A 26248-nucleotide genomic window follows, 5' to 3' on the forward strand; every position below is an offset into this window, starting at 1 on the left:
ACTCTACATTTACTTATGGTTTCAAACCAATTCCCATCACTTCCCTCAACTAATCATCCGCTCTTCATTTGGGTACTGGCTCCTCATCTGCAAACCAATGATGCCAACATCGATTACTATTATGATTTCACCCAAAGCATTGATGAATACACAAAGGTTTTTGAAGAGTTACAATTGAATTGGAAATGGCAACCTGTTACACAGGAAAACTTCAGAATAGTAATTGATGATATTGCGGCCACCACATCTTATCAAACACCCGTTGTGTTGAATTTATGTGATGGTGATGAAGTGAACGGAACTCCTGGTGTTTCTGTTATTCATTATTTAAAGGAAAAGCAACTTATTTATACCGGTGCTGATGTTCCGTTTTACGATAACACTACTTCAAAGATCATTATGAAGGAGTTGTTTGATAAGGCAGGCATTGCTCATGCAAAGTGGGTTCCCATTCATCATGCCAAACAAAAACTTGCAGGCATTTGCAACTACGTTGGAACGCCTATGATCGTGAAACCTGCGGTCAGTGGCGGAAGCATGGGCCTCGGTGTAAAGAACGTGGTGCATAATGATGATGAACTGAAAGCATTGGTGAAAGAACTGTTTGATGGTTACCGTGGCTGGGATTTTTCGTTTGGCGGATTGGTAGCTGAAGAATTCATTAATGGCCCTGAGTACACGGTATTTCTTTCCGGCTCATATCAATCACCAAGAAGCAGAAGAGTGTACCCACCTGTTGAACGAATTTTTCATAAAGATTTACCAGATACTGAAAAATTTTTATCCTTCGACCGTTTATGGGAAACCTATGAACAGGAAAAACCCATCGGTGAGTTTGAAGATTTTTATCAATACCATCTGCCGCCAATCGGCTTGCAGAAAAAGATCATGGACCTGAGCTGGAAAGCTTACTGTGCAGTTGGAGGAACGGGTTACGGCCGTATCGATATTCGTATGGATAAGGCCACTGGTAAACTTTATGTACTGGAAGTAAATGCTCAATGCGGATTAAGTGAAGATGAAAATTATACTTCCATCGGCGCCATTGTTCGATTAAGCAATCAATCCTACTCCAGTTTAATTCTGCATATTTTACAAGACGCTATGCAGCGTCATCACAAAAAACAAAAAAAGGCAGTGGCTGTGCGTTAACAGCATGATTGGTTTATGAAGATCTGTGTACTGCAACCCGACTATTCTACTTCTGCTGTTGATTATCAATATTACGATCCTGCAAGAAACTTATCACACTTACTTCCCGATGTTGAGTTCGATCATGTTTTGCTGAACAAACTCACCACCTATAAACAGTTGTTGGAGTTAAGCAAGAAGGGTTATGATTGTTTTGTAAATCTCTGTGAGGGTTATCTTGAATGGGAAGTACCTTCCATTGATGTGATCTATACTTTGGAATTACTGAATCTTCCATTCACTGGCCCAAACACATTACTATACGATCCACCAAAAGAATTGATGAAGTATGTGGCTTATACCGAAGGTGTGGCTACAGCTAACTATGCATTGGTCGATACTGTTGATCAATTGGAACAACAAGTAAAGCATCTCAAGTTTCCGTTGTTTGTCAAGCCATCGAAAGCTGGTGATAGTTTGGGTATTGATGAATATTCAGTTTGTCATTCAATTGAAGAGTTGCAACAGAAAGCAACGGCAGTATTAAAAGAATATCCTCAACTGCTGGTTGAAGAATACATTGCAGGTAGAGAATTCACTGTGCTTGTTGCAGCCGATGCGAAGAATGAAAAGAAATGCAGAGTGTTTCAGCCAATAGAATTTATTTTTCCTGAAGGAAGAACATTTAAAACCTACGCACTTAAAACTTCGGAACTGCATCCTGAAAGTAATATACCGGTGACAGATGCAGCCATCAGGCAACAACTAACGGAAGCCGCACAACGCATATTCAGAAGTTTTGGCGGCGTTGGTTATGCACGTATGGATTTTCGCATGAATGATGCAGGCACAATTTTCTTTTTGGAAGTCAACTTCACCTGTTCTGTTTTTTATACCGACGGATACGAAGGCAGTGCTGATTATATTATTAAAGCTGATGGTATTGGACAAGCAGGTTTTCTGCAGCACATCATTGAAGAAGGTATTGCCCGACATAAACGGCGGCAGAAGAAATATTTAATGAAGGGCAACTCCATTGCAGGTTTTGGCATTTATGCAACTACTAATATTCCTGAAGGCGAAGTGATCTTTAAGGGTGAGGAACGTCCGCAACGGATCGTAACAAAACGCTTCATTGGAGAAAACTGGCTGCCTGAAGAAAAGCTGTTATTTAAACACTACGCCGTTCCGCTTAGCACCGAAGTTTACATATTATGGGACAACAACCCTTCGGAATGGGCTCCTCAAAACCATTCCTGCCGACCTAACACTGCTTACAAAGGTCTTAACCTGGTGGCGCTCTACCCCATTTTACCCGGCGAAGAGCTTACTTTAGACTATGCCGATCTGCTTAATGAATCGGCTGAAACATTTGAATGCCAGTGCGGTGCGCCAAATTGCCGGAAAATTATTTCAGGTGCCAAGGGCAATTCTGTCACACTGAAGGAGCAAATTAACAGTCAAGACTGACAAGCTACCGGCCTAACTTTGCCATTCTACTAATCCATTTGCCGGCTATCAAGAAGTTTAAGCTTTCACTAAACGCCGGTGATTTTGCACAGTCTATCGTTTGAATTTAAAAGAAAGGAATTGTTATGCCCGGGAAGTGGGTTATCCAAACCATTGTAAAAAAGTACAAGTATAAATTACTGCTCACCTACTCGTTGTTTGCCGTAGAGATGCTGGGTTTATTACTGCGTCCTTACTTTCTTGGTGAAGCAGTTAATGATCTCATCAAAGGTTCTTATCATGGTTTGATATTTCTAGTTGCGGCTCATTTACTTTGGGTAATTACCGGCACTATCCGTCATCGTTACGACTCACGCACCTATTCCGAAATCTATACATCGCTTGTGGTAAAATTGATGAGTCGGCATAAGAATAAAGACTTGTCAAAGATGAGTGCTCACTCAACGCTGTCAAGAGAATTTATTGATTTCCTCGAATTTGATCTGAACTATATAATTGAAGCGGTCTATAATATTGTCGGTTCAATGATCCTCTTGTTCTTTTATGATACACAAGTAGTGCTACTTTGTTTATTGATGCTGATACCGGTTACTATTACAAGCTATTTCTATGGCAAACGCATGCGTCGATTAAACAAATTAAAGAACGATGAACTGGAACAACAGATCAATGTGCTGGCGACAAAAAATCCATTACGTATTAATGAACATTATAACAAACTCCGTAAATGGCAAATTAAGATAAGCGACCAGGAAGCATGGAATTTTGGTGTGATGGAATTATTGGTGATGCTGATCATTACAGCTTCATTACTTACTGTTTCAGCTGTGAATGGCAAAACCTTACAAGCCGGTGATATGATCGGGATCTACACTTACATTCTAAAATTTGTCAGCGGGCTTGATACGGTTCCTTACATGATCCAGCGTTTTGCAACATTGAAAGATATTCTTCATCGTGTGGAATTAAATCCGGAAGAGGAGAATGAATCAGAGCCGATGGCGGTGAGTGCAGCTTAAAATTGGAATTGGGAATTTGGATTTAGGAATTAGCGAATGTTTTTTGTGCAGACCTGCCTTACCTAATTTCAAATTACTAAATCCAAATTCCTAATTCTTTTTTTCAATCACTTTCATATCAGGCAATACAGTCATTACCAACACCACAATAGATGCGGCAAAATAAACATAAAGCCATGCAGTAGTTTGTGGACATTCACCATTGCGACAAGTAGAAAGTAGTAAAAGGTTTCGCAAAGCCCAGGCAAAGTTGATAGCACCAACAAAAGTGTTGGCACGCTTGGCCCATAATTTCGGCACGAGAAATAAAACAAATGCAATCACAAGCAAAATCACATTCATCATTGCGGGCTTACCAAACTTATTAAATGTGGCTGATCCAAAACCTGAATATGTTGCATTGATCGAGGGTATATATATCCAGGTAAACGTGGCTGCAATGATCATTAACACTCCTGCAGCAATACCAATGTAATTTGAATAACGCATAATCTTTAAACAGAAAAAGCGCAGGAAGTTTTCCAACGCTTTTTATTTTTTTTGGAGGTCCCGAGCGGATTCGAACCGCTGTACGAGCTTTTGCAGAGCTCTGCCTAGCCACTCGGCCACAGGACCAATTTGTGAGGTGCAAATGTAGTATATTCGGGTAAATACTCCCAAAGAACTATGCAAAGAATTGCAGAAAGTGAACTGATCATCAATAACAGAGGTGCAGTTTACCACCTGAATGTAACGCCTGATGAATTGGCCAACACCATTATCACCGTTGGCGATCCCGATCGTGTAAAAGAAGTTTCCAAACATTTTGACAAGGTTGAACATACACTGCAACACCGTGAATTTATTACACACACCGGCTATATCGGCAACAAACGCATTTCCGTAGTATCTACAGGCATCGGCCCCGATAATATTGATATTGTGGTGAACGAACTTGATGCTTTGGTGAATATTGATTTCGCAACAAGAAGCATCAAACCTAAATTGACTTCACTCCATATTATCAGGCTTGGTACTTCGGGCTCTTTGCAAGCTGACATTCCCGTTGACGGGTTTGTGGTTTCAACACATGGCCTGGGCATCGACAACCTCATGCATTTCTATCGCCATGATAATAATGAAGAAGAAAAACAATTGCTGCAGGCTTTTACTACTCACACGCAACTGCAAGACAGTTTATCTTACCCATACATTACAGGAGCTGGCTCTCAATTGCTCAAACATTTCGTGGAGGGCTACCATCATGGTATAACTGTTACCTGCCCCGGTTTTTATGGACCGCAGGGACGAGTACTGCGTTTGGGTCTCTCCAACCCAGCCCTCATCGATCAACTAACACAATTTCAATTTGGACAGCACCGAATTACCAACTTTGAGATGGAAACTTCTGCCATTTATGGCCTCGGTAAAATGATGGGGCATCAATGTCTTTCTATCAGCGCCATAGTAGCCAACCGTGTTAAGAAGGAATTCAGTAAGGATGGCGGTGCAGCAGTTGAAAATCTTATTAAGAAATCACTGGAGATCGTTGCAAGCATCTGATTTAACTTTCTCAGGCACTCCAACAAACAAGCATCAGTTTAATAAGTTGTAATTTTAACCTTCAACTTAAAACATCAAACATTAAACTGATCCATGACCATCCCTTTCTATAAATACCAGGGCACTGGCAACGACTTCGTTATTCTTGATAATCGTGCTGGTAATTTTACGCAATTAACCAGCGTAGAAATAGCCTATTTGTGCAACCGCAGATTTGGCATTGGTGCCGATGGATTAATGATGCTGCAACTCAAAGAAGGCTATGATTTTGAAATGGTTTATTATAATGCCGATGGCAAAGAAGGTAGCATGTGTGGCAACGGCGGGCGCTGTTTGGTGGCCTTTGCCAAAGACCAGGGTGTGATTGATAAAACGGCTGAATTCCTTGCTACAGACGGGTTTCACGAAGCATTGGTAAAAGAAAATGGCTGGGTTGAACTGAAGATGAAAGACGTTGACCAGGTGCAAAAATTTGAAGACCATACTATTTTGAATACAGGTTCACCTCACTACATCCGTTGGGAAAAAGATATCGCAAAAACCGCAGTTTTTGACGAAGGCAAACGCATTCGCTATTCACCCCCTTTTTCAGAAGTGGGTATCAATGTTAATTTTGTTCAGCTTCACGACGATGCTCTCAGCGTACGTACTTATGAACGGGGTGTAGAAGCCGAAACCCTGAGTTGTGGTACAGGTGTTACAGCAGCAGCAATAGCAGCCAGCAGCAACACTATCGGGCAACAGGAAAAAAAGATCCTTACGCCGGGCGGAGAATTGAAAGTGAAGTTTGAAAAAAAATCCGACTCGTCTTTCGAAAACATTTGGCTCTGTGGCCCCGCCACATTTGTCTTCTCGGGTACGATCGAACTTTAATCCAAAATCCTAAACCCTAACCCAGCACCCGATGATTGCCAAACGCTATCATTTAAACAAATTTCAGATCATCAGCCATGCTGAAAACACCATTGACGACATCGTCAAGCAGTGCCGGCAAATGGATGAATCTCTGTTTTTTTATAAATCAGAGCAATGGTCTGTTGCAGAAAATCTTGAGCACCTTTCGTTAAGTCTTCATAAAAGCTGGCTTGGTTTGTTTGCGCCAAAATTCTTTTTAAAATGGAAATTTGGTAAAGCCGATCATGCATCACGTTCATACGAGGAGTTGTTACAGGTTTATTACGAACAACTCGATAAAGGCTATGAACAAGATAAGCGGTACATCCCCATTATTAAAGAAGAGAAAGGCGCTAAAGAAAAACTCATTCTTCGGTTTGAACATATCTGCACCAAATTTCTCGACCAAATAAGATATTACTGGGAAGATGATTCAATGGACAACTACCAGGTACCACACCCTGTACTGGGTCTTATTACCATCCGTGAACTACTTTATTTTAACCTGTTTCATAACACGCATCATTACAAAACCATCCGTCACAGGAAAAACGAAGCCATCGAATTTTCAACCGTGGATTAGGGGCGGCCACTTACCTTTGCGCCGCTATGCTGCAATTCTTCAAAAACGAACAGGGCAAAACACTTGCCATCGAACGACCTGAATCAGGTGCGTGGGTAAATATTGTACCACCGCTGAAGCAGGAGGAGTTTACAGAAATTGCAGATTCATTAGATATTCCCCTTGACTTTTTAACCGACTCACTGGATATTGATGAACGTTCCCGCTATGAACTGGAGGATAACGTAAAGCTCATCGTGATTAAAACGCCAACAGAAAACAATTCCTTTAACGATAGCGATGCATTTTACATCACCATTCCTATTTGTATTATTCTTACACATAACCAGATCGTAACGGTAAACTCGTTTGATAATGGTGCCATCAAAAAATTCCTGAACACTTTTCAAAACCGTCATCCGGATAAACGGAATATGATGGTGTTGAAGATCTTTGAAAAAGTGGTGCAGGCATACATGGAGTTTTTGAAAGAGATCAATCACCGAAGAAATTTGTTAGAGCAGAAATTGTATGATGCCAACAGGAATGAAGAATTGCTCGACCTGATGCGTATACAGAAGAGCCTTGTATATTTTGTAACGGCACTTCGAAGTAATGAAATGCTGTTGATGAAAATGCAACGCACCAATTTCCTTTCGTTGAACGAAGAGGAAGATGAATTTTTACAGGATCTTATTGTTGATACCAGCCAGGCATTGGAGATGGCCAATATCTACACCAACATCCTGAGCTCCACGATGGATGCATTTGCCAGCATCATCAGCAACAACCAGAACCAGGTGATGAAGCGTTTAACTTCGGTTACAGTGATGTTGCAATTGCCTACGTTGGTGGCAAGTATTTATGGTATGAATGTACCTATACCCGGCGCCCATTCTGCTTTTGCATTTTACTTTCCTATTTTAATATCGCTTGGCCTTTCACTGCTGCTGGGCATTTACTTCTTAAGAAAGAAACTATTTTAATAGCTGAATAATTATGACACTGACTGTTCGTGTTTACGGCATTATAATGACCGATGATAAAAAAGTATTAGTGAGTGATGAGTTTATTCGTGGCGCTTACATTACTAAATTTCCGGGTGGTGGGTTAGAAATTGGCGAAGGCACGAGAGATTGTTTAAAACGTGAAATAAAAGAAGAGCTGTTTATTGATTCTGAAATAGGCGATCATTTATACACAACTGATTTTTACCAACAAAGTGCATTCAATAACGCACACCAGATATTATCTATCTACTATTATGTAAAACCATTGGAGCCAATCACACTCCCGTTTAAAACAATACCTTTCGACTTTACGCCCCAACAAGTAGCAAATCCCATGGGAGAATCAGAAGTAATCCGTTTAATTGATTGGGATAATTTCAACGATGATATACTTACGCTTCCTATTGACAAGGTAGTTGCCAAAATGTTGAAGGAGAAACATTGAGTCCTGAGCGGAGTCGAAGGAAGTTGATTAATGCATCGAGCGTAGTCGAGATGCGAATAAGAATACCCCTCCTCAATCCCCCATTGCAGCTTGTTTCATCTCAGCAGCTTTTTCATGCCCCAGATATCTTTCGATGACACCATGAATCAGATAGATAACCGGTGTAAGAACAATTGCAACAATGAATTTGTAGATATAATTCACAAGACCAACTGCAAGGAACAAACTCATTGGCCATACAAAATCATTTCCCTGCTGATTCACTCTTGTGCCGATATAAAATGCAATGAACAAAACGACAAAGCTGTCGATAAATTGAGACACCAGTGTGGATCCGGTTGCCCTTAGCCAAATGTTTTTCTCCCCTGTTGCTTTTTTAATACGATGAAAAATAAACACATCGATCAACTGACCCAGAATAAAAGCTGTTAATGAACCGATGATAATAAATCCGCCCTGGCCCAACACACTGTTATAGGCTTTTTCCATATCCGGCACACCGCTACCCTGTTTGCTTGTAATAAAAAAATCGGCGGGTGTAAGTCGCATCGCAAAAAAGAAAATAATAAACGCAAACGTAATTAAGCCTGCAGTCAGGTATGACAGGAACCGAACCCCTTTCATCCCGTAATATTCGTTGATAATGTCGGTCATGATAAATACCACAGGCCATAATAAAACACCCGCTGTTAGGTTCACCGACAATGCATTTCCAAACAGGTTTATGTCCATTGGCTTAAATCCAAGCGTTTTTTCCAAAGAAAATATCTTCACACCAATGATCTCTGCAATAAGCGCATTAGCAATAAAGAATCCACCCAGCACAAGAAACAGTTTGGTTGATTTATCGGAAAGTATCTGCCTGATCATATAAAAAAGATGAATAATTGAATGATAAGCACCAGAAGATTTATAAAGAAAATACTTTTCATTTTCAGCTCAATTTTATTGCTTATTAGCAGCACAATAAACCAGGTGTTGATAAAAAGGTTCACAATCAAACTCAGGAATAATCCGCCAATTACCAATACAGAAGCCGCCGATTGTGGCAGATCAACACGCACATACTGAAACCCTACGGAAACAAAGAATAATACATTGAGAATAAAGGCCACCTTGCTGAAAAACAAAAATCCGTTCATACCGTTAAAAATGCTGTCAATCCCCCAAAATACCATTATTTTGCCTCACTGAAACTGAAAATTTTAGATCGCAATTACATAGGCAAAAAGAAATAAAAAATCTTCACATGAAATTTGATTTCAAAAAGTTGTTACCTCACATTATTGCAGTGGTTATTTTCCTTATTGTGGCAGTCATTTACTGTAAGCCTGCGCTAGATGGACAGGTGTTGAATGCTCATGATAATATTGGCTGGAGAGGAATGGCGCAACAGTCGTTTGAAAAAAAGGAACAGCTTGGTCATTTCCCTAAGTGGACAAACAGCATGTTTGGCGGCATGCCAACCTACCAGATAGCGTTAGAAGGAACCCACAACATTTCGTTACAATTATTCACCTATGTATTTACGTTAGGCTTGCCAAAACCTATCAACTTCTTTTTCCTGGCTTGCATCTGTTTTTATTTATTAGCACTGGTACTGAGAATAAATCCTTGGATAGCGATCATGGGCGCATTGTCGTATGCATATTCAACCTACGACCCCGTTATTATCGGGGCAGGGCATGACACAAAAATGCTTGCTATAGGTTATGCTCCCTTGGCAGTTGCAGGTTTACTATTGTTGTTCCAAAAGAAGTGGTGGCTAGGTAGTGTGGCTTTAATAACAGGACTCGCCTTGCAAGTTGGCACAAATCACTTACAGATTGTTTACTATACTATCTTGATTTTAGGTGTTATTACTGTTGGCTTTTTTATTGACAGTTTTAAGAAAAAGGAAATCACAACTGCTTTAAAAGCTACAGCTATTGCAGCGATCATTGGGATTATCACGTTGGGAACAAATGCCATGGGTATGCTCACAACATGGGAATATGCAAAAGAGAGTATGCGTGGTGGTGTAAGTGAGTTAAAAGAAACAACTGATAAAAATACAACAAGCGGTGGGCTAGATAAAGACTATGCATTTAAATACAGTGTAGGTATTGCTGAAACGTTTACCCTGTTTGTTCCGGGCATTTATGGTGGCAGCAACGGTGGTCATGAATATAAAACTTCGCAGTTTGCAGATGAAATACAAAAAGTTGGTTATCCTGAAGACCAGGCATTGCAATATGCAAATGGCGTTTCATATTGGGGACAACAACAACCAACTTCCGGCCCGGTTTATTTTGGTGCAGTGTTAATGTTACTTTTTCTTTTTGCGATGTTCTTTGAAAAAGGCTGGCTTAAATGGAGCTTGTTTGCAGCAGGCTTCTTTGGAATTATTTTGGCGTGGGGTAAAAACCTGGAAAGCATTAACTATTTTCTTTTCGATTATCTTCCCCTGTATAAAAAATTCCGTGCCCCGTCAATGGGTTTAGTAATGCCGCAACTCTGTTTTGTTATTCTTGCGGTAATTGCTGTTAATAATTTACTGTTTGGTAACAACAGTGCTGAGCGAATTAAAAAAGTATTTAAACAAACAGCTATTGCAGCTGTAGCTGTGGCAGCAATACTTGGTGTTCTCTATTTTTCATTTGATTATGTTTCACCAGCTGATGCCCGTTTAAAGGAAAGTATGGCGAGCGCCATGCTTCAACAGGCAACGAGTCAAGGACAGCAACCAACGGCTGACATGCAGCAGCAGGCTGAACAATTTGGAAAAAGTTTCACCACGGCTATACAGGCTGATCGCAAAGGATTGTTTGCAGGCGATCTTTTCCGCTCGCTTCTATTTATGGCATTAGCATTGGTTGTGCTTTGGTTGGCAGGAAATAAAAAGCTGAAACCATTACCTGCCATGTTGATCTTGCTTGCATTAAGCTCCATCGATTTGTTATCCGTTGGCAAACGCTATTTGAACGACAGCAATTTTGTTGAGCCTTCTGATTTTGACAACTCATTTGCTATGACGGAAGCTGATAAGATGATCAAACAGGATAAAGGTTATTATCGTGTATTAAATACAACTGTTGATTTTACCAACGAGTCAGTAACAGCTTATCATCACAATTCTATTGGAGGTTATCATCCTGCTAAGTTGCAGATCTACCAGGATCTGATTGAACACCAAATAGGAAGAAACAATATACAAGTGCTGAATATGCTCAATACAAAATATGTTATTGTGCAGAACCCGCAGAACGGTCAACCAATTGCACAAACCAACCCAGGCGCATTTGGCCCGGTATGGTTTGTAAAAGGAATTAAGTACGTAGCAAATGGAAAAGAAGAAATGAAAGCGCTTGATAGCACCAACCTCCGTGATACAGCAGTGGTGCAAACAAAATTCAAATCATTGATCACAAGCGAACCCAATGCCGATTCTACCGCCAGCATCCAATTGATCGAAAATAAAAATGATATTATTCTCTATGAATCTAATGCAGCAACAAACCAGTTTGCCGTATTCAGTGAAGTATATTACACGGCAGGATGGAATGCATTTATCGATGGCAAAAAAGCTGAGATCGTTAAAACAAACTATGCGCTGCGGGGATTAGCAGTTCCCTCAGGTAAACATAAAATTGAATTCCGCTTCGAACCAAAATCATATGAGTTGGGCAATACCTTATCCTATATTTCTGTATTGCTCGTTTATTTGATCGTACTTGGCGGCTTGTTCATGGCTTGGAAAACAAGCAAGCAGCGATAAGATGAAGAAGGTGTTGAATATTGTCCCCTATTCTTATCTTCCCTATTTCTCCGGCGGACAAAAACTCATTGCTCATTTCAATCATTATTTGGGTGAGCAATGCGTTTTGCATGTTGCAGGCACTGCAGACAATGATAATAAGCTTGCTGACACTTATACTTTGCATCCCGTTTTAAAAAAGAGTCGTTTTCGCTATGTAGATATCGGATCCTTCTTTCGCATCAAAAAACTGATCAACAAAGAACAGATAGACACTGTGATCATTGAGCACCCTTATCTCGGTTGGCTTGGATTAGTGTTAAAAATGAGTTGCAAGGTGAACCTTATTGTGCATACTCACAATATCGAGTACGAACGCTTCAGGACATTAAATAAGAGCTGGTGGCCCGTTTTAAAATGGTATGAAAGTTTTGTTTTACGCAAAGCCGATAAAATATTTTGCATAACAGAAGACGACAGGCAATGGATGATCACAAAGCTCAATCTCTCATCTGGAAAATGTGTTGTTGTTCCTTATGGCATAACGCAGAAACAAATGCCTGCTGACAAACTGCAAAGCAAACAAAAAGTTTGTAAGATTCATAAACTTGATACCGCTCAACCAATTTTCTTATTTAATGGTTTGCTTGATTACAAGCCAAATCTTGATGCATTAAGGGCAATACTTGAGCAGATAAACCCTCTATTGCAAAAGAAAGGGCTTCAATATAATATCCTCGTAACAGGCAAACGTTTACCAGCTGAATTAAATGAATTGAAAGCATGGAATACTCAGCAGGTTTATTATGCAGGCTTTGTTGATGATATTGATCTTTACTTTAAAGCTGCAGATTTGTTTCTTAACCCTGTGCAAAGTGGCGGAGGTGTGAAGACAAAAATGATAGAAGCTATTGCTTGTGGCACAACCGTTGTTTCAACCAAAACCGGCGCTACTGGCATCGAACTTTCTGTAACAGTTGATAAATTAATTTTAGTAGATGATAATGACTGGGATGAGTTTGCAAAAGCAATTGAAAAAACTGCACAAAAGCAATCCAATACTCCTGCTGACTATTATAACTACTACAACTGGCAACATATAGCTAAGCATGTAGTCAGCGCCATCACGACAGTTTAGTTAAACGGGATAAACCATACCCTCTCTTAAAGCCTCTACTAATTTCTTTCGTTGCTGTTTTGTGAATCGTAACCAGAAAAAAATACGGGTGATAAAGGTGTAACAGATAGCAAAGTATTTCAGAAAACCTGAAAAATTCTTTCTTATAAAATATAGTTTGTTACGGTTGGAGTAATAAATATAAAATGTAGAATCGCCACCCGATGAATGAGATACTTTGTGTATGATCGTTACAGTTGGGTCGTAATATAATTTGTAGTCAGCAGCACATGCCCTGAAAACAAAATCAGTATCATCATAGTAGGCAAAATATTTTTCATCCATCATGCCTACCTTATCAAACACGCTTCTTTCAACCAACATATAACAGGTAGGTGCGTAGGTAATGTATTTCGGAACATTGTATTCTTCTGCATCAGGTTTGTTGAAACCGTAGTGCAAACCGAGCGCCCGCCAATTATTCATTTCTCCACCCGCCATCCAAATAGTTCTGTCGGGGTAATAAATTTTGGGAACAATTATCTTCTCTCCTTTTTCCGCCAACAGCAATTGAGAAGCAAATGCAGTTTCCTGCTCAATTTCAATATCGTTATTGAGAATAAGAACATGTGTGCACCCATCATTAAGCGCCTGCTGAATACCAATATTATTTCCTCTTGCCACGCCCTCATTACCAGGGTTTTTGATATGCATGCATGCAGTAACAGGATACTTCTGCAAGCAATCACCAATTACTTTATTTGATTGTTCATTTACCGAATTATCTACGAGATACAGAATGTAATCTTTATGTGTTTGTTTCGATACACTTTTGAAGAATCCGTCTAATACTTCATCACTCTTAAACAATACGGTAACTAATCCAATTTTCGCCATGCTCATTTCATTAAGCCTTTTGCTTTCATTTCCCGAATCGATTCGTCGTACTTACTACTTTGTATTTCTTGTTCATTCACCCAATCAGTAAATTTCTTTATACCAGTTTTAAAATCAATTTCGGGCGAAAATCCAAGTACCTGGCTGATCTTAGATATGTCAGCATAATTATGACGAATATCGCCTAAGCGATAATTACCACTTACCTTTAAAGGAACCTTTACATTGTAATAGTCAACCAACAAAGAAGCTACTTCTTCAACGGTAGTAGCAACTCCTGTTCCCACATTAAACACCTGGCCATTTGCTTCATCCTTTTCCATTCCAAGAAAAGTTGCCTTTACCACATCATCAATAAAAATAAAATCACGGCTCTCCTTGCCATCTTCAAAAATATTAATGGCCTTATTGTTTTTGATAAGGGTAGAAAAAATTGAAAGTATACCTGTGTAAGGATTACTTAACGATTGACCCGGCCCATACACATTCTGGTAACGAAAGGCTACAGCGGCAATACCTATAGAAGAACAAACAGTCATCACCATTTGCTCCTGGTTATACTTTGTAATTCCATATACCGATGAAGGATGAATTTTAGATTCCTCATCTGTTGCCGTTAATTGCAACGGACTTATTGCACCGGGATGCGTCACTTCAAATTTTCCCGCATCCATTGAAGCAGCAGTGCGATGTTCGGGATAAACAATACCTAACTCTTTCGATATATATTTTCCTTCACCGTAAATAGCACGAGAGGAAGCGATCACAATTTTCTTAACCTTGGTTTTGGTATTTGCCAGCAAATCGAGCATAATGGCTGTCCCGCCAATATTCACATCCACATATTTGCTCACCTGGTACATCGACTGACCCGTACCTGTTTCAGCAGCAAGATGAACGATCACTTCACTATCAGCAATTGCTTTTTTCCAATCATCAACAGATGTAACTGTTCCTTTTATAAATTGAACTTTATCTTTTATTGAACGATATAAAGGAGAAGTTTTTTCAGCATCAGCACCGTGTATCTGCTCGGATAGATTATCCAGCACCGTTACCTCGTACCCCTTTTGCAACAAATGCAACGCCAGGTTCGACCCAATGAAACCAGCACCGCCGGTAATTAAAACTTTACGTTTGCTCATTTAAATAAATTGACCTTCTTTATCTGTTTTGCACCACTGCTTTGTATCAAAATTATAACGCTTGATGATAACAGCCGGGCTACCAACTGCCACACAATAATCAGGTATATCTTTAGTAACAACGGAATTAGCTCCTATCACACTATTCTTTCCTACTACAGCACCAATCACACATACATTTTCTCCCAGCCAGCAACCATCCCTTAAAACAACCGGGTTTATTTGTTTTACCCGCTGATCAATAATTGGGACAGCAATATTTTCGTATGAATGTACATTGTCGCTCAGGTAAACTTTATCAGCGATCAATACCTTGCTGCCAATTTCAACTAATGAAGAAGCATACACGTGACAGTTGTTGCCGATATAGGTTCCGTCGCCGATCACCAACCTGCAATTAGCATCACCAGTAACGGGTTCTGCAGCCAGCCATGTATTTTTTCGTACAAAAACATTTCTGCCGATAAATATTCTTTTGCCCCCCGTTATAGTTGGTTGCAGCAATTTACTGCCAGCTCCAATACTTCCTAACTGAAGTTTGAAAAGCGGGTATTTGAAAAGACGATAAAATATTTTTTCAAACATGCTTATCTTAATGTTTTCCCTGCTTCATTTTCTACAAGAAATGCCTGGTTTTCTTCAGTAAAATATCTGCGGAAGAATCGAATCAGCATACTATACCTGCGTATGCCGATAATCTTCTTTACAATGGTAAAGAACAAATGTACATAAGCGAACTTCTTACTGAAATTTTTAACCGATTTGTTGGTCACCTTGTCAGCAGATACTGGTGAGTGGTCTAGTAATCCTTTTTTCTGCAATTGTGAAAAATAGGTTCCCTGCTTAGTGGAGAAAGGATTCCCTTTTGCCAAATTCAATTCCAACAAACGTCGATACATTCTCCTATGCAAACTCAAAACACCTGTTCCATTATCGAATGTATTATATGAATACTTTAAACCAACATAAGCTTTAAATTGACTACCTGCCAAAACTTCACCGTATTTTTCAAATACGGGTTGAAGATCAGCATAGTCTTTCATCTCATTCTTATGCACAACCTGTCCGCTGCCAATTTGAGAATAGTCGTAGCCGGAGAAATGAACAAAGATCAATGGAGTTTTGTCTGCATTCCCTTCATCTCTATTCTGCACATAATAAACATCGTTCTCTACCACTACTTTTCGCTCATGAAAATTCCAGGGAGCAACGTTCATACCCCGATGGCGGGAAATACAATATTGATCATCGGTAAAAATAGCGGGGAGTAAATTGATCCATTTTTGATCAGTAGCTGTGCCCTGGTCATTATCAAAAAAACAATGATTTACTAAACGATGATGCCACCACTTCAGGAAACTTTCTGTCGCTATCGATTTCTTCAAACCAATAAAACCAAGATTAAAAGTACCATTCAGTAAAAACAAATAATCCTCGTAATTGCCTTTAAACGGGGTTTGTATATTGAGAATATGCGGAGTTACTAAAATGGATGTGTTATTTAACTGATCAAATATTTCCTGGAGTGGATTAAATACAAATATATCGGGGTCGAAATAAAGTAGCTTATCATATCCTTTTGTAAAAAGATACGCAAAGCCTGCCGCCTTAATTGCTGTACAAAATTCAACCAGGTTATACTTAAAAGCCATTTGCTCCCACTCCGTCGCAGAAATATTCAAAACATCCCTGGCAACAAGTATGTTTGCTTGAAGCGATTGCTGCAAATGCGCTGCATCATTCCATTCATCTGCCACGATCACAAAAAAATCGGCATCCGTATGTTTACGCACGGACGACTCCAGCACTTGTGCAAGCCCTGTATAATTCTTTGCAACTATGGTAAAAATGGCGTTCAATTCTTTTTTGTTTGATCAACGATCGTTTGAATAGGAAATAATAAAAGGCCCATGAACATATATTTCAACATTGAAATATTGAACCCATTTTCTTTGATATTAACCCGGACGAAAGTAGCAATTTCAGACAATTGTCCCCTTTTTAAAAACTGATGAACAATACCCCGATACAATCGGAACTGGGGTTTCACATACTGATTATGCGTCTTTTGCGCTTCTGCAAATCCTTTATGAAATATATCACTAAATACTTTTTCCAGTTTTGAGCTATCGAAATGAATCAATTCAATTAATCTATCTGCAGGCTTACCAAATTTTTTAAAAGTTAGTGAAACAGGATTGAAATAGTAAGCGTCAGGAGCTAATATTTGCACCATCGGCAAGGGCATTGCCGCTATGCTGGTTGCAGCCCAGCTGATACCGCTGGAACAGCCCAGTAACAAAGAGCAGTAATGTGTTAAGGCAACCGTTTCACGAATGGACAATGTATTGCCATCAATGATATTGGGATGATTGAAGTTGTAGGATCTCGGGCCTGACAAGATCACACAAGTGCCGGGTTCCTTTAAAATTCTTTGTGAATAGTCAAAGATGATCTCGTCGGTTAGGTGCAGTTGCTTTGTTTGCGGCGCACATTCAAACAACACAACATTTTGAAATGTTGTTAATTGATGTTGCCGGGCAAAATTTTCCGCAGCTTCTTTTTCCTCAGCCGATAAAACTAAAACCGGTGCCGTTTTCACCGTAATATTCAAGCCTGAACTCCGATAAATAGATGAACAAATAGTGCCATCATAATATTTCATGTTTCTACCAAGTAACTGAGGTATTATTACCTCTTCGTACAATCCCTTGCTCTTTTTTTCTAAAGCATCTTTTACCACTCGTTCAAAGACTTTTTCATTCTCCAAAACATCTGAAATAACAACCTCTTCTATAATGTCAATATCGGGATTATTGTGCAGCAAATTCTTACACTTCGACGAAACGATCCATGTCAATTCACACCCAGGTTGATCATGTTTAATTTGCCGGGCTACAGTTGTGGCAAATAAGCAATCTCCATTTGAGAAAAGTTGGATAAGTGCAATTTTTGTTTGTTTAATCATGCTTGCTGTAACATGAGTTGTGCTAACTGCTTTAAGGATGTTTTAGGTTTCCAACCCAATGACTGTATGACTGATGCATCTGAAACCAACTGTTTATACTCTGCTTCAAATCCTTTTTCAATATCCACGTGATCTTTCCAGTTTTTTCCCACAAGCGAAAAACATTCTTCCAGAAAATCGGCAATTGAATAACCAATCCCCGAAGTAAGATTGGCTTCAAACACTTTATCCTGGTTCACAAGACACCAAATAGCCTCTACTACATCACCAGCAAACGTCCATTCTTTAATGGTCTTGATGTCGCCAATGATAAGACGCTCGTCACTACCAGAAGAGATTCGCTTAACTGCTTTTACAATTTTTTGTGCCACATGCCTCTCCGATCTTCTCGGGCTATCATGATTAAAGAAATAGCCTACATAAGTTTTCACGCCATGCTTATTGCGAAAATACCTGGCCGCATAAACGGATTGAATTCGACTAACAGAATAAGCATCTCTAGCTTCAAAAGGATCTGATTCCTTTATCGGTTGATCGTGATTAACAAATTGCAACCCGCTTCCTGAAATAAACACTTTTGTATGCGGCGAATGAAGTCGTACCGCTTCTAATATATTCAATGTGCCGCTTGAAATAGTTTGATGATTTTCAAACATAACTTCGTGCCGTGTAGTAGAGTTGGCGGCTAAATGGAAGATAAATGCAGGCTGATGTTCTTTTACCAACAATTGCATTTCATCGAATTTCGTTATGTCGGCTTTTAAATAATTACCATTGCGTGATATACCTATCACTTCTACTCCCTGCTGTTGAAGCAGAGATTGAAGATAAAATCCATCCTGTCCATTAGCTCCAAATATGATCGCTTTCATCTTATTGAAATATATCGTTGCGACAAAACAAAGTATTCAGGTTCGTATCGGCATATACACGGTAACCCTGCGTCAACATGTAACTGATGATTTCCTGGTTTTTGTTCAAATTATTATTCAATGAAAACTCGATTGTTTCCACGCAAAGCAACTCCGGCCTGATCTTATTAAAATCGATACTTTTCAAAATAGCAAGATCCAACCCTTCTACATCCAGCGAAATAAAATTCACTTTCTGAAAGGCATACCTTTCAGCAATATTCTCAACGGTTTCTAATTGTACTTTTGATTGACGAAAAGCAATACCTGATTCCTTACTCTTTTTATCGGCATCTTCTTTTGAAAAAGTATTCCATGCATTGTAGTGGCCATCAAAAAAATAAAAATCTGCCTCGGCGGCAACAGTAACAGAAACGCCCATATTCAAAATAACATCACGAGGTCGTGCTTTTTTTAACGACGATATCAGGCTTACATCAGGTTCAATGCAAATTCCTTTACTTCCTTTCAAGTAGAACAAGTAGGTATTATTTCCTTTCACCGGCTGATTTGCGCCAATATCAATATAGCTAGGTTGTGTGATGCCAATACTCTCAAAAAAATAATCGGCAATCAAATCTTCACCACTTTGCGAATAGCTTACTTTAGAACGCAGTTGAATGCTATCCGTTGCTTTCTTAAACTTGGTGATTATCCTTGACAAATTCATGAAAAACTATTCAGCTCAGGATTTTTTATAAATATCAATTGTAGGAATAGGGAAAATAAAACCTGTTCCTTTTTCCAAAGCCTCTTTTTCCCTTTCAAGAAATTCAGTTTTAAAATGCCAGGGCAACACCAGGTAATAATCTGGGTTCATTGCCCGACTTTCAGCTTCACTGATAATTGGAATATTCGTGCCCAATGTTGAAGCGCCATATTTATCAGGATTACGCTCGGCAGCGTATTCAACAAGCATATTATTTATATCGCACCATTGCAAAATGGTATTGCCTTTGGTAGAAGCACCATAGATGTGAACTTTCTTGCCTTGTCTTTTTAAATCAACTAAAAGATTATGCAGATCATCTTTTACTTTTTCAATCCTGTATTGGAAAGCGATATATGGTTTATCTGTGTCAAGTTCAAGATCAAATTCCTTTTGTCGTATTTCATTCATCATATGATGATCATCAAGACTATGATATAAACCACTTTCTGAATGGGTGGCAAAGCAACGAATACTACCACCGTTAATATCGTTAAAGCTGATTTTGAAAATCTTCATTTCACCCATTGCTGCAATCTTTTCCAGAACTGCAAGGCTATAATATTCCAAATGCTCATGGCAAATAGTATCGTAACTATCCAGCTCAAGCATGTGAGGCATATAGCTCATTTCAAAAATCCAAATACCTTCCGGAGATAATGAGCGTTTAATATTTTTTACAAAGGCGACAGGGTCTTCCAAATCGTAAAACATAGCAATGGAAGTGATCACATCCATCTTTGCATCACCCATCACTTTGCTTAACTCAGCAGAAGGGAAAATATCTTGAACTACTTTGGCACCTTTTACTTCCTGCGCCACATCGCTGGGGTCGCAACCATATTTTTCAAATGAGTCAGGATAATAATTGAGCAACGTGCCGTCATTACAGCCAATATCAAGAACGTTTCCTTTGCCTTTTTTTACCAGGGACGAGGCTTCATCAACAATTCCTTTTAAATGATTGCGCATGGTTGCATTTGTACCACTGCGGTACCAATAGGCGGCATATAAAATTTCGGGCGGAACACTGTGCTCCATTTGCAATAAGCCACATGCATTTTCATCTAGCTGGGGATTACAACGAACCAATGAACAGTTGATCTTACGGGTAGAAGGCATTTCCTTACCCGGTTTTATGAACGAGCCCTGTAAATATTGGGGTCCTAAATCGATTACGGGAGTTAAAGAAGATGAACCGCAAACCCTGCAGGTTGTTCTCTTTCTAACATGCATACAAACTTATTTTTTAGATTGAATCAATTCAACAAACTTGAGATCAATAGCATCAATACATTTATTGCGTTCAAGGTTTAGGACAGCCAGTTGCTTGATAAGACCATCTTTTTCTTCCACTGGAATATTTTCGATATCGTATCCCTTTTCCACTTCATGCCAAAGCCGACAATTGACATCTGCCAGTTGAAAAAACAAACTTCCAATGGCACCTGTAACCTCTTTCACTTCGTTCCCTTCCTGTTTAAACACCTTGTTGGCGGCAAATGTTAGTTTTTCCCTTGGGATATCGCCAATGATGGCAGCCTGCACATATTCGTCCATTTCCTGCTGCAGCTGAGCGGCTTGTTTAGCCAGGCTTTCCAGCCGTTGCGGATCTTCTGAATGATATTCCTTCAGTTTTACTATTGTAAGTTTATCGCAAAGCATCCCCAAGGTTTCTGCCATATTTCCGGTAATTAGGTTTCCGGCAAAGATATTTGTTGGCAATCAATACCCGTTAAATATTATTGTGAAACATGAGTTCCCCGTGTATAGCAAGCGTCCCCTGAAATCGCCTCCATATTTTCGCAGCAACTGTAAAGCATAAATACTCAAAACCGACTACTCGGTCGTAAGCTTTTCATGCTTTCATCTTCAATTTCCAAGCTCAGTTTATTTAAGCACAGGAATGTTCCATTAGTTGCCCGCCCAAGCTCCAACAAAACAAAATAACATTTACCTCCACTCACCCAATCCTGACTTTAGACAAAAGTCACCGGGAAATAAGTCAAGATGTAAACAAAGAGATGTAGAAAAAACGGATAACTGTGTATATAAAAGGAATAACTGTGATTTTATTTTTCTTTCGTTAAAACCTACGTTTAAAGTTTGTCAATTGATTATTTTACAACCAATTTTACCCTTATAAATCTTTGTATCCTTATAAAAACAATACCACATTTTAAATTTGTTTATGGCGAAAATATTGCGGGCTTACCTATGCTTTTTCCTTCTGTGCCTTTTTGCAAATCCCATTTTTTCCCAGGTAAATTTATCTCAAGGTCTTATTGCCCATTATCCTTTTTCTGGCAATAGTAATGATGCAAGTGGAAATAATATCAACGGGACCACCAGCAATGTAACATTAACAACAGACAAAAACGGAACTCCAAACAGTGCCTACTATTTCAATGGCCTCAATTCCTATATTCAACTTCCGTTTTCAAATCTTTACGATTTTAAGCCGCAGGATTCTTTTTCTATATCTGTATGGGTTCTTCCAGATCTCGGCTATACATGGCCAGCGCAAGCTGTTGTTGTAAAAGCACCTTTGCACGCCGACTTCACAAGGTCGCAATGGAACTATGGCACTTACATCTTTGACTATAAAGCAATGAGTGGATACGCATACACACACATTCTGAATGGCACTACTGTATTAAATCCAAACCCTTGTTGGTACAATATAATCAGTACGTATAAAAACGGAGTGTGGAAACTGTATGTTAATGGAATTCTTGAATCTTCAGACCTGTCTCAAACAAAATTCATTTTACAAGACGGAAGTTCAAGAATAGTATTTGGCAAAAAAGGAGAATCTTTTGGAGATTGGTACAAAGGTAAACTGGATGATGTAAGAATTTATAACAGGGTTATCAATGATGATGAAGTAAAATCTATTGCAGGTAGTTGCCAAGTACTGCAAACTCCCTGCAACAACTGGTTAAACTTACCCACCTATCAATCTTATGTAAATGTGGGCGACTTGGATGTACCCGGTAATACTATAACTGTTGAAGCGCTTTTTAGCAGAACTGCACCTTACTCGAATGGTTACAATTGGGCCGGAGATTTAGTCTCTAAACACGTCGACCCCGTCGACGTAAATTATCTTTTACGCCCTAATAACGCTGAGATAACTACAACAAACGGTTATTTCACAACACCACCAATTTGTGAAATAGAATTGAACAAAGTCTATCATGCTGCGATGGTGTATGATGGCAGTTCACTAAAATTTTATAGAAATGGGTACCTTATGAGTAGCGTTCCTGCAACAGGAAACATGTTCCAAAATAATCATCAAACCCGAATCGGACTTTACGATGCACTGTTCTACAATACAAATCTTATCGGCTATATCAACGAAGTGAGAATATGGAATGTGGCCAGGAGCCAGGCACAAATCAAAAATTTCATGAAAACTTCTCTGCCGGCTCCTACAACACAAACGGGGCTGCTGGCTTATTATACGTTTGACAACCTCCTAAACAAACAAGGTAATGCAGCATGGAATGGTAGTTTAGGTGGCAACGCTACAATAAATGCCACAAATCCAACGTGCACCTTTGTTGCAGATACTTGTGCTATTAATATATGTACACAAAAAAATGATTTTTCGTTTAAACAAAACGTTTGCAACCCAAACCAGATCACCTTTTCAACAACCAGCACAGGTTATCAAAGTATTTCGTGGGATTTTGGAGATTCAAATACTGCAGCCGGATCATCAACTGCAGCTCATACTTACGCAATACCCGGCAATTACACCGTAACAATGATTCAGAAATATGGCACTTGTTCGGATACAGTTCGAAAGACATTTTCAGCTACTGTTCAAAATGACAATCAATCCGTTTTAACTTCTGACACCACGATATGCATTGGAAGTACCAAACAATTAAATGCCGCACCCGCTTTGTCATATTGTTGGTCGCCAACTACAAATTTGAGCGATCCTTTCAGTCAAAATCCTGTAACATCGTCCAAAGCTAATATTACATATTATCTCACGTCAGAAAAAAAAGGTGCCAATCTCGTTGTGAACGGCAATTTTTCAGCAGGCAATAGCGGATTTACATCTGATTATTTGTATTCACCTTCATCAGGTTTTAATGCTGGAGTTTATTCGGTAGGCAATAGCGTATTGGCATGGCATCCCCAAATGGCAGCTTGCAATGACCACACCGGCGCAGGAAGCAATGGCAATATGTTACTTGTTAATGGTGCAGAGATCGTTAATGTAACGGTTTGGTCACAAACAGTTGCTGTGCAGCCAAACACCAATTATGCATTTGAAACCTGGCTGCAACATATTACAAGCGTAAATCCTGCAAGTCTCCAGTTTTCAATCAACGGCACGACCCTTGGACCGATTTTTAATGCAAACAATACGAGTTGTATTTGGGATAGATTTTATACTACATGGAATTCGGGGAACAACACATCAGCAACCATTTCAATTGTAAACCAAAACCAGGTTTACACAGGTAATGATTTTGCTTTAGATGACATTTCTTTTACGCCAATCATAATAACAAGAGACAGTGTAAAAATTACAGTAGACAGTCCAAAAATCAACACCAGTTCTGATTCTTCTATTTGTATAGGTTCACCGATGCAAATTTCAACTTCAGGTGCTTCAAGTTATATATGGTCTCCCGCAAGCGGATTATCCAACTATCAAATTGCAAACCCGATTGCTAATCCTACCTCTACAACCAAATATGTTGTTACTGGCACTAATAGTTTCGGTTGCACGGCTCAAGACAGTATTACCGTAACCGTTAAGCCTAATCCAACAATAATTCTTTCGAATGATACATTGATCTGCAGCGGCAGCAGTCTCCAATTAAGTGCAAGCGGGGGAAGCTCCTATAGCTGGTCGCCAATAAATTCATTGAGCAATAACAGTATTTCTAATCCTATTGCCACACCGGTTATAGCAACAACCTATAAAGTAATAGTTACAAATGCCGATAATTGCAGCAGTACGGATTCTATAAGAGTGGATGTTAAACAGCCGGGCTCTTTTACTGTTAATGCCTCTTCGCAACTTTGTGTTGGAGACAGTTTGCAGTTAAATGCCACAGGGGGGCATATTTATAATTGGAATCCAACGTCGTCCCTATCCAATAACAACATCGCTAATCCGTATGCTTTCCCAACAACCACTACGGTTTATGATGTAATTATTACTGATACTCTTTGTAATAATTCTGAAGTTCATACTACAACTGTTGCGGTTAATCCATTACCAAGTCTCACAACATCAAAATCAAATGATGTGGATTGCAGTACAGCCAACAGCTATCTAAATGTTACAGGCGCCGCACAATATGCCTGGACACCTTCAGTCACGTTAAATAACCCACGCATATCAAACCCTATTGCATCGCCATTTACAACTACAACATATATTGTGTCAGGAAAAGATGGCAACGGTTGTAGCAACACCGATAGTATTACAGTCCTGGTCACAGCTAATAATTCGGGCAATTATTTGATGCCAAATGCATTTACACCAAACAACGACGGTTTAAATGATTGTTTCGGTATTTACTACTGGGGACTGGTAACGCAACTCGAGTTCAGCATATACAACAGGTGGGGTCAGCGGGTTTTCTATACTACAAATCCTGCTAATTGCTGGAATGGAAATTTTAACGCTGTGCCCCAAATCCCTGGAGTGTACAGCTATGTGATCAGTGCAAATAATGCTTGTGGAGTAATTAAAAGAAATGGAATTGTAACACTGGTACGATAAGGTATAGGAGTTTTTCACAGGGAGGGGTTAACAACGGCCATGTGAACTATAGGTAGGCAAAACTACCCTTATTATATCAAACATCTCCGCTAAAAACGACCGAATTTATACCCGTGCAGATAAAGCTATAACTGTGACGATATTGGGGTTCAGTAACCAATCCTTTTCAAAAATTCATCCTTTCTGCGGGTGGCAACTTCAAGGAACACACCATTTTCCATCTCCACTTCTCCTCCTCTGCCCTTATGATATTTTTTCACTTTGTTGAGATTAATGAGATGTGAGTGATGCAACCTGAAAAAAATGCTTTCAGGAAGTATTTCTTCGTAATCCTTCAGGCTTTTAGCCGAAACAAGCTTATGGTCTCCCTCAGTAAAAATAAATGTATAAGCTCCGCTTGCTTCGCAATACAGGATTGAGCCTGTTTCAACAAATTCAAGTTGATCCTTGAAAGTGGGGATAGCGATTTTTTGCAAAACAGTTGCTGGCTGTTTCATGTTTTGCAACAGGAAGTTCAATTGCTGGTTAATATTTTTTTGATTCACTCTTTGTTCAGCCTTGGTAACTACAGCCTTCAGTTCCTCAATATTCACAGGCTTAAGAATATAATCCAAGGCGGAATATTTGAACGCTTTAAGTGTATAGGAATCAAATGCGGTAACAAATACAATTTCGAAATTGACTGGCATTATTTTATCGAGCAGGTCAAACGCATTGCCGTGCGGCATTTCAATATCGAGCAATACAAGATCGGGTTGCAACTCGCTGATTAATTGTCGTGCTGTTTCAATATTGTCAGCTTCGCCTATGTGCACAGCGTTGGGACAATACAAACGGAGTAATTCTTTAATAATCCGGAGATTCTTTGGTTCGTCATCAACAGTTAATACTTTCACCATATGCACCTAATTATTCGTTTTATGCAGGA

General features: G+C 39.4%; 24 protein-coding genes and 1 tRNA gene. 11 read left to right on the top strand and 14 right to left on the bottom strand.

Annotated elements, in window-relative coordinates:
- Positions 1-15 precede the first annotated feature (15 nt).
- From ACO1QW_RS02790 to ACO1QW_RS02800, 3 genes are all read left to right on the top strand, one after another.
- Positions 16-1152, top strand: coding sequence for a D-alanine--D-alanine ligase family protein (locus ACO1QW_RS02790; RefSeq protein WP_486255479.1), 1137 nt, complete (start codon positions 16-18; stop codon positions 1150-1152).
- Positions 1153-1167: 15 nt separating this feature from the next.
- Entirely contained in the window at positions 1168-2601 is a 1434-nt protein-coding gene (locus ACO1QW_RS02795) for an SET domain-containing protein-lysine N-methyltransferase (protein ID WP_486255480.1), read from the top strand.
- A gap of 125 nt (positions 2602-2726) precedes the next feature.
- A complete protein-coding gene (locus tag ACO1QW_RS02800; RefSeq protein WP_486255482.1) occupies positions 2727-3620 on the top strand; it encodes an ABC transporter six-transmembrane domain-containing protein in 894 nt (297 codons plus the stop codon).
- Positions 3621-3710: 90 nt separating this feature from the next.
- On the opposite strand, the gene ACO1QW_RS02805 is transcribed toward ACO1QW_RS02800, so the two are convergent.
- On the bottom strand, positions 3711-4109 hold the full coding sequence (locus ACO1QW_RS02805) for a hypothetical protein (RefSeq protein ID WP_486255484.1): 399 nt from the start codon (positions 4107-4109) through the stop codon (positions 3711-3713).
- Positions 4110-4161: 52 nt separating this feature from the next.
- Positions 4162-4235: transfer RNA gene (locus tag ACO1QW_RS02810), tRNA-Cys, on the bottom strand.
- 51 nt (positions 4236-4286) lie between these two features.
- Here ACO1QW_RS02810 and ACO1QW_RS02815 point away from each other — a divergent pair.
- The 5 genes from ACO1QW_RS02815 to ACO1QW_RS02835 all read left to right on the top strand — a co-directional run bounded on the left by ACO1QW_RS02815 (position 4287) and on the right by ACO1QW_RS02835 (position 8073).
- Positions 4287-5162: a nucleoside phosphorylase gene (locus tag ACO1QW_RS02815; RefSeq protein WP_486255485.1), complete on the top strand. Its 876-nt coding sequence runs from the start codon at positions 4287-4289 to the stop codon at positions 5160-5162.
- Positions 5163-5255: 93 nt separating this feature from the next.
- On the top strand, positions 5256-6035 hold the full coding sequence (gene dapF / locus ACO1QW_RS02820; protein WP_486255487.1) for a diaminopimelate epimerase: 780 nt from the start codon (positions 5256-5258) through the stop codon (positions 6033-6035).
- Positions 6036-6066: 31 nt separating this feature from the next.
- Positions 6067-6639, top strand: coding sequence for a DinB family protein (locus ACO1QW_RS02825; protein WP_486255489.1), 573 nt, complete (start codon positions 6067-6069; stop codon positions 6637-6639).
- A 26-nt stretch (positions 6640-6665) separates the two neighbouring features.
- On the top strand, positions 6666-7604 hold the full coding sequence (locus ACO1QW_RS02830) for a magnesium transporter CorA family protein (protein ID WP_486255491.1): 939 nt from the start codon (positions 6666-6668) through the stop codon (positions 7602-7604).
- Between the two features lie 13 nt (positions 7605-7617).
- A complete protein-coding gene (locus tag ACO1QW_RS02835) occupies positions 7618-8073 on the top strand; it encodes an NUDIX hydrolase (protein WP_486255493.1) in 456 nt (151 codons plus the stop codon).
- A gap of 72 nt (positions 8074-8145) precedes the next feature.
- Here ACO1QW_RS02835 and ACO1QW_RS02840 read toward each other — a convergent pair whose 3' ends face one another.
- Entirely contained in the window at positions 8146-8943 is a 798-nt protein-coding gene (locus ACO1QW_RS02840) for a queuosine precursor transporter (protein ID WP_486255495.1), read from the bottom strand.
- Entirely contained in the window at positions 8940-9215 is a 276-nt protein-coding gene (locus ACO1QW_RS02845) for a hypothetical protein (RefSeq protein WP_486255496.1), read from the bottom strand. The genes ACO1QW_RS02840 and ACO1QW_RS02845 overlap by 4 nt, the downstream gene beginning before the upstream one ends.
- Before the next feature lie 107 nt (positions 9216-9322).
- On the opposite strand from ACO1QW_RS02845, the gene ACO1QW_RS02850 reads away from it, so the two are divergent.
- Together ACO1QW_RS02850 and ACO1QW_RS02855 are read left to right on the top strand one after the other, a co-directional pair.
- Positions 9323-11830 (top strand): YfhO family protein, encoded by a 2508-nt coding sequence (locus ACO1QW_RS02850; protein WP_486255497.1) that lies wholly within the window; start codon positions 9323-9325, stop codon positions 11828-11830.
- Position 11831: 1 nt separating this feature from the next.
- Positions 11832-12947, top strand: coding sequence for a glycosyltransferase family 4 protein (locus tag ACO1QW_RS02855; RefSeq protein ID WP_486255499.1), 1116 nt, complete (start codon positions 11832-11834; stop codon positions 12945-12947).
- Here the strand turns inward: ACO1QW_RS02855 and ACO1QW_RS02860 are convergent, their stop codons facing one another.
- The 9 genes from ACO1QW_RS02860 to ACO1QW_RS02900 are packed head-to-tail and all read right to left on the bottom strand — an operon-like array spanning position 12948 to position 21239.
- Entirely contained in the window at positions 12948-13823 is an 876-nt protein-coding gene (locus ACO1QW_RS02860) for a glycosyltransferase family 2 protein (RefSeq protein ID WP_486255501.1), read from the bottom strand.
- A gap of 2 nt (positions 13824-13825) precedes the next feature.
- Positions 13826-14968, bottom strand: coding sequence for an NAD-dependent epimerase/dehydratase family protein (locus ACO1QW_RS02865; RefSeq protein ID WP_486255503.1), 1143 nt, complete (start codon positions 14966-14968; stop codon positions 13826-13828).
- On the bottom strand, positions 14969-15553 hold the full coding sequence (locus ACO1QW_RS02870) for an acyltransferase (protein ID WP_486255504.1): 585 nt from the start codon (positions 15551-15553) through the stop codon (positions 14969-14971).
- Positions 15554-15555: 2 nt separating this feature from the next.
- Positions 15556-16827, bottom strand: coding sequence for a glycosyltransferase family protein (locus ACO1QW_RS02875; RefSeq protein ID WP_486255506.1), 1272 nt, complete (start codon positions 16825-16827; stop codon positions 15556-15558).
- Positions 16824-17936 (bottom strand): glycosyltransferase family 9 protein, encoded by a 1113-nt coding sequence (locus ACO1QW_RS02880; protein ID WP_486255507.1) that lies wholly within the window; start codon positions 17934-17936, stop codon positions 16824-16826. The genes ACO1QW_RS02875 and ACO1QW_RS02880 overlap by 4 nt, the downstream gene beginning before the upstream one ends.
- Positions 17933-18808, bottom strand: a complete 876-nt coding sequence (locus ACO1QW_RS02885; RefSeq protein ID WP_486255508.1) for a GDP-mannose 4,6-dehydratase — start codon at positions 18806-18808, stop codon at positions 17933-17935. The genes ACO1QW_RS02880 and ACO1QW_RS02885 overlap by 4 nt, the downstream gene beginning before the upstream one ends.
- Position 18809: 1 nt before the next feature.
- Positions 18810-19517, bottom strand: a complete 708-nt coding sequence (locus ACO1QW_RS02890; RefSeq protein ID WP_486255510.1) for an FkbM family methyltransferase — start codon at positions 19515-19517, stop codon at positions 18810-18812.
- Between the two features lie 15 nt (positions 19518-19532).
- On the bottom strand, positions 19533-20792 hold the full coding sequence (locus ACO1QW_RS02895) for a class I SAM-dependent methyltransferase (RefSeq protein WP_486255512.1): 1260 nt from the start codon (positions 20790-20792) through the stop codon (positions 19533-19535).
- A 6-nt stretch (positions 20793-20798) separates the two neighbouring features.
- Positions 20799-21239 carry a hypothetical protein gene (locus ACO1QW_RS02900; RefSeq protein ID WP_486255514.1) on the bottom strand — a complete coding sequence of 147 codons (441 nt, stop codon included), beginning with the start codon at positions 21237-21239 and terminating at the stop codon, positions 20799-20801.
- A 508-nt stretch (positions 21240-21747) separates the two neighbouring features.
- On the opposite strand from ACO1QW_RS02900, the gene ACO1QW_RS02905 reads away from it, so the two are divergent.
- A complete protein-coding gene (locus ACO1QW_RS02905) occupies positions 21748-25320 on the top strand; it encodes a LamG-like jellyroll fold domain-containing protein (protein ID WP_486255516.1) in 3573 nt (1190 codons plus the stop codon).
- A gap of 149 nt (positions 25321-25469) precedes the next feature.
- Here ACO1QW_RS02905 and ACO1QW_RS02910 read toward each other — a convergent pair whose 3' ends face one another.
- The gene (locus ACO1QW_RS02910; RefSeq protein ID WP_486255518.1) at positions 25470-26219 is read right to left on the bottom strand and encodes a LytR/AlgR family response regulator transcription factor; all 750 of its coding nucleotides are present in this window, start codon (positions 26217-26219) and stop codon (positions 25470-25472) included.
- Positions 26220-26248: the final 29 nt, after the last annotated feature.

Source organism: Lacibacter sp. (genome assembly GCF_057361365.1).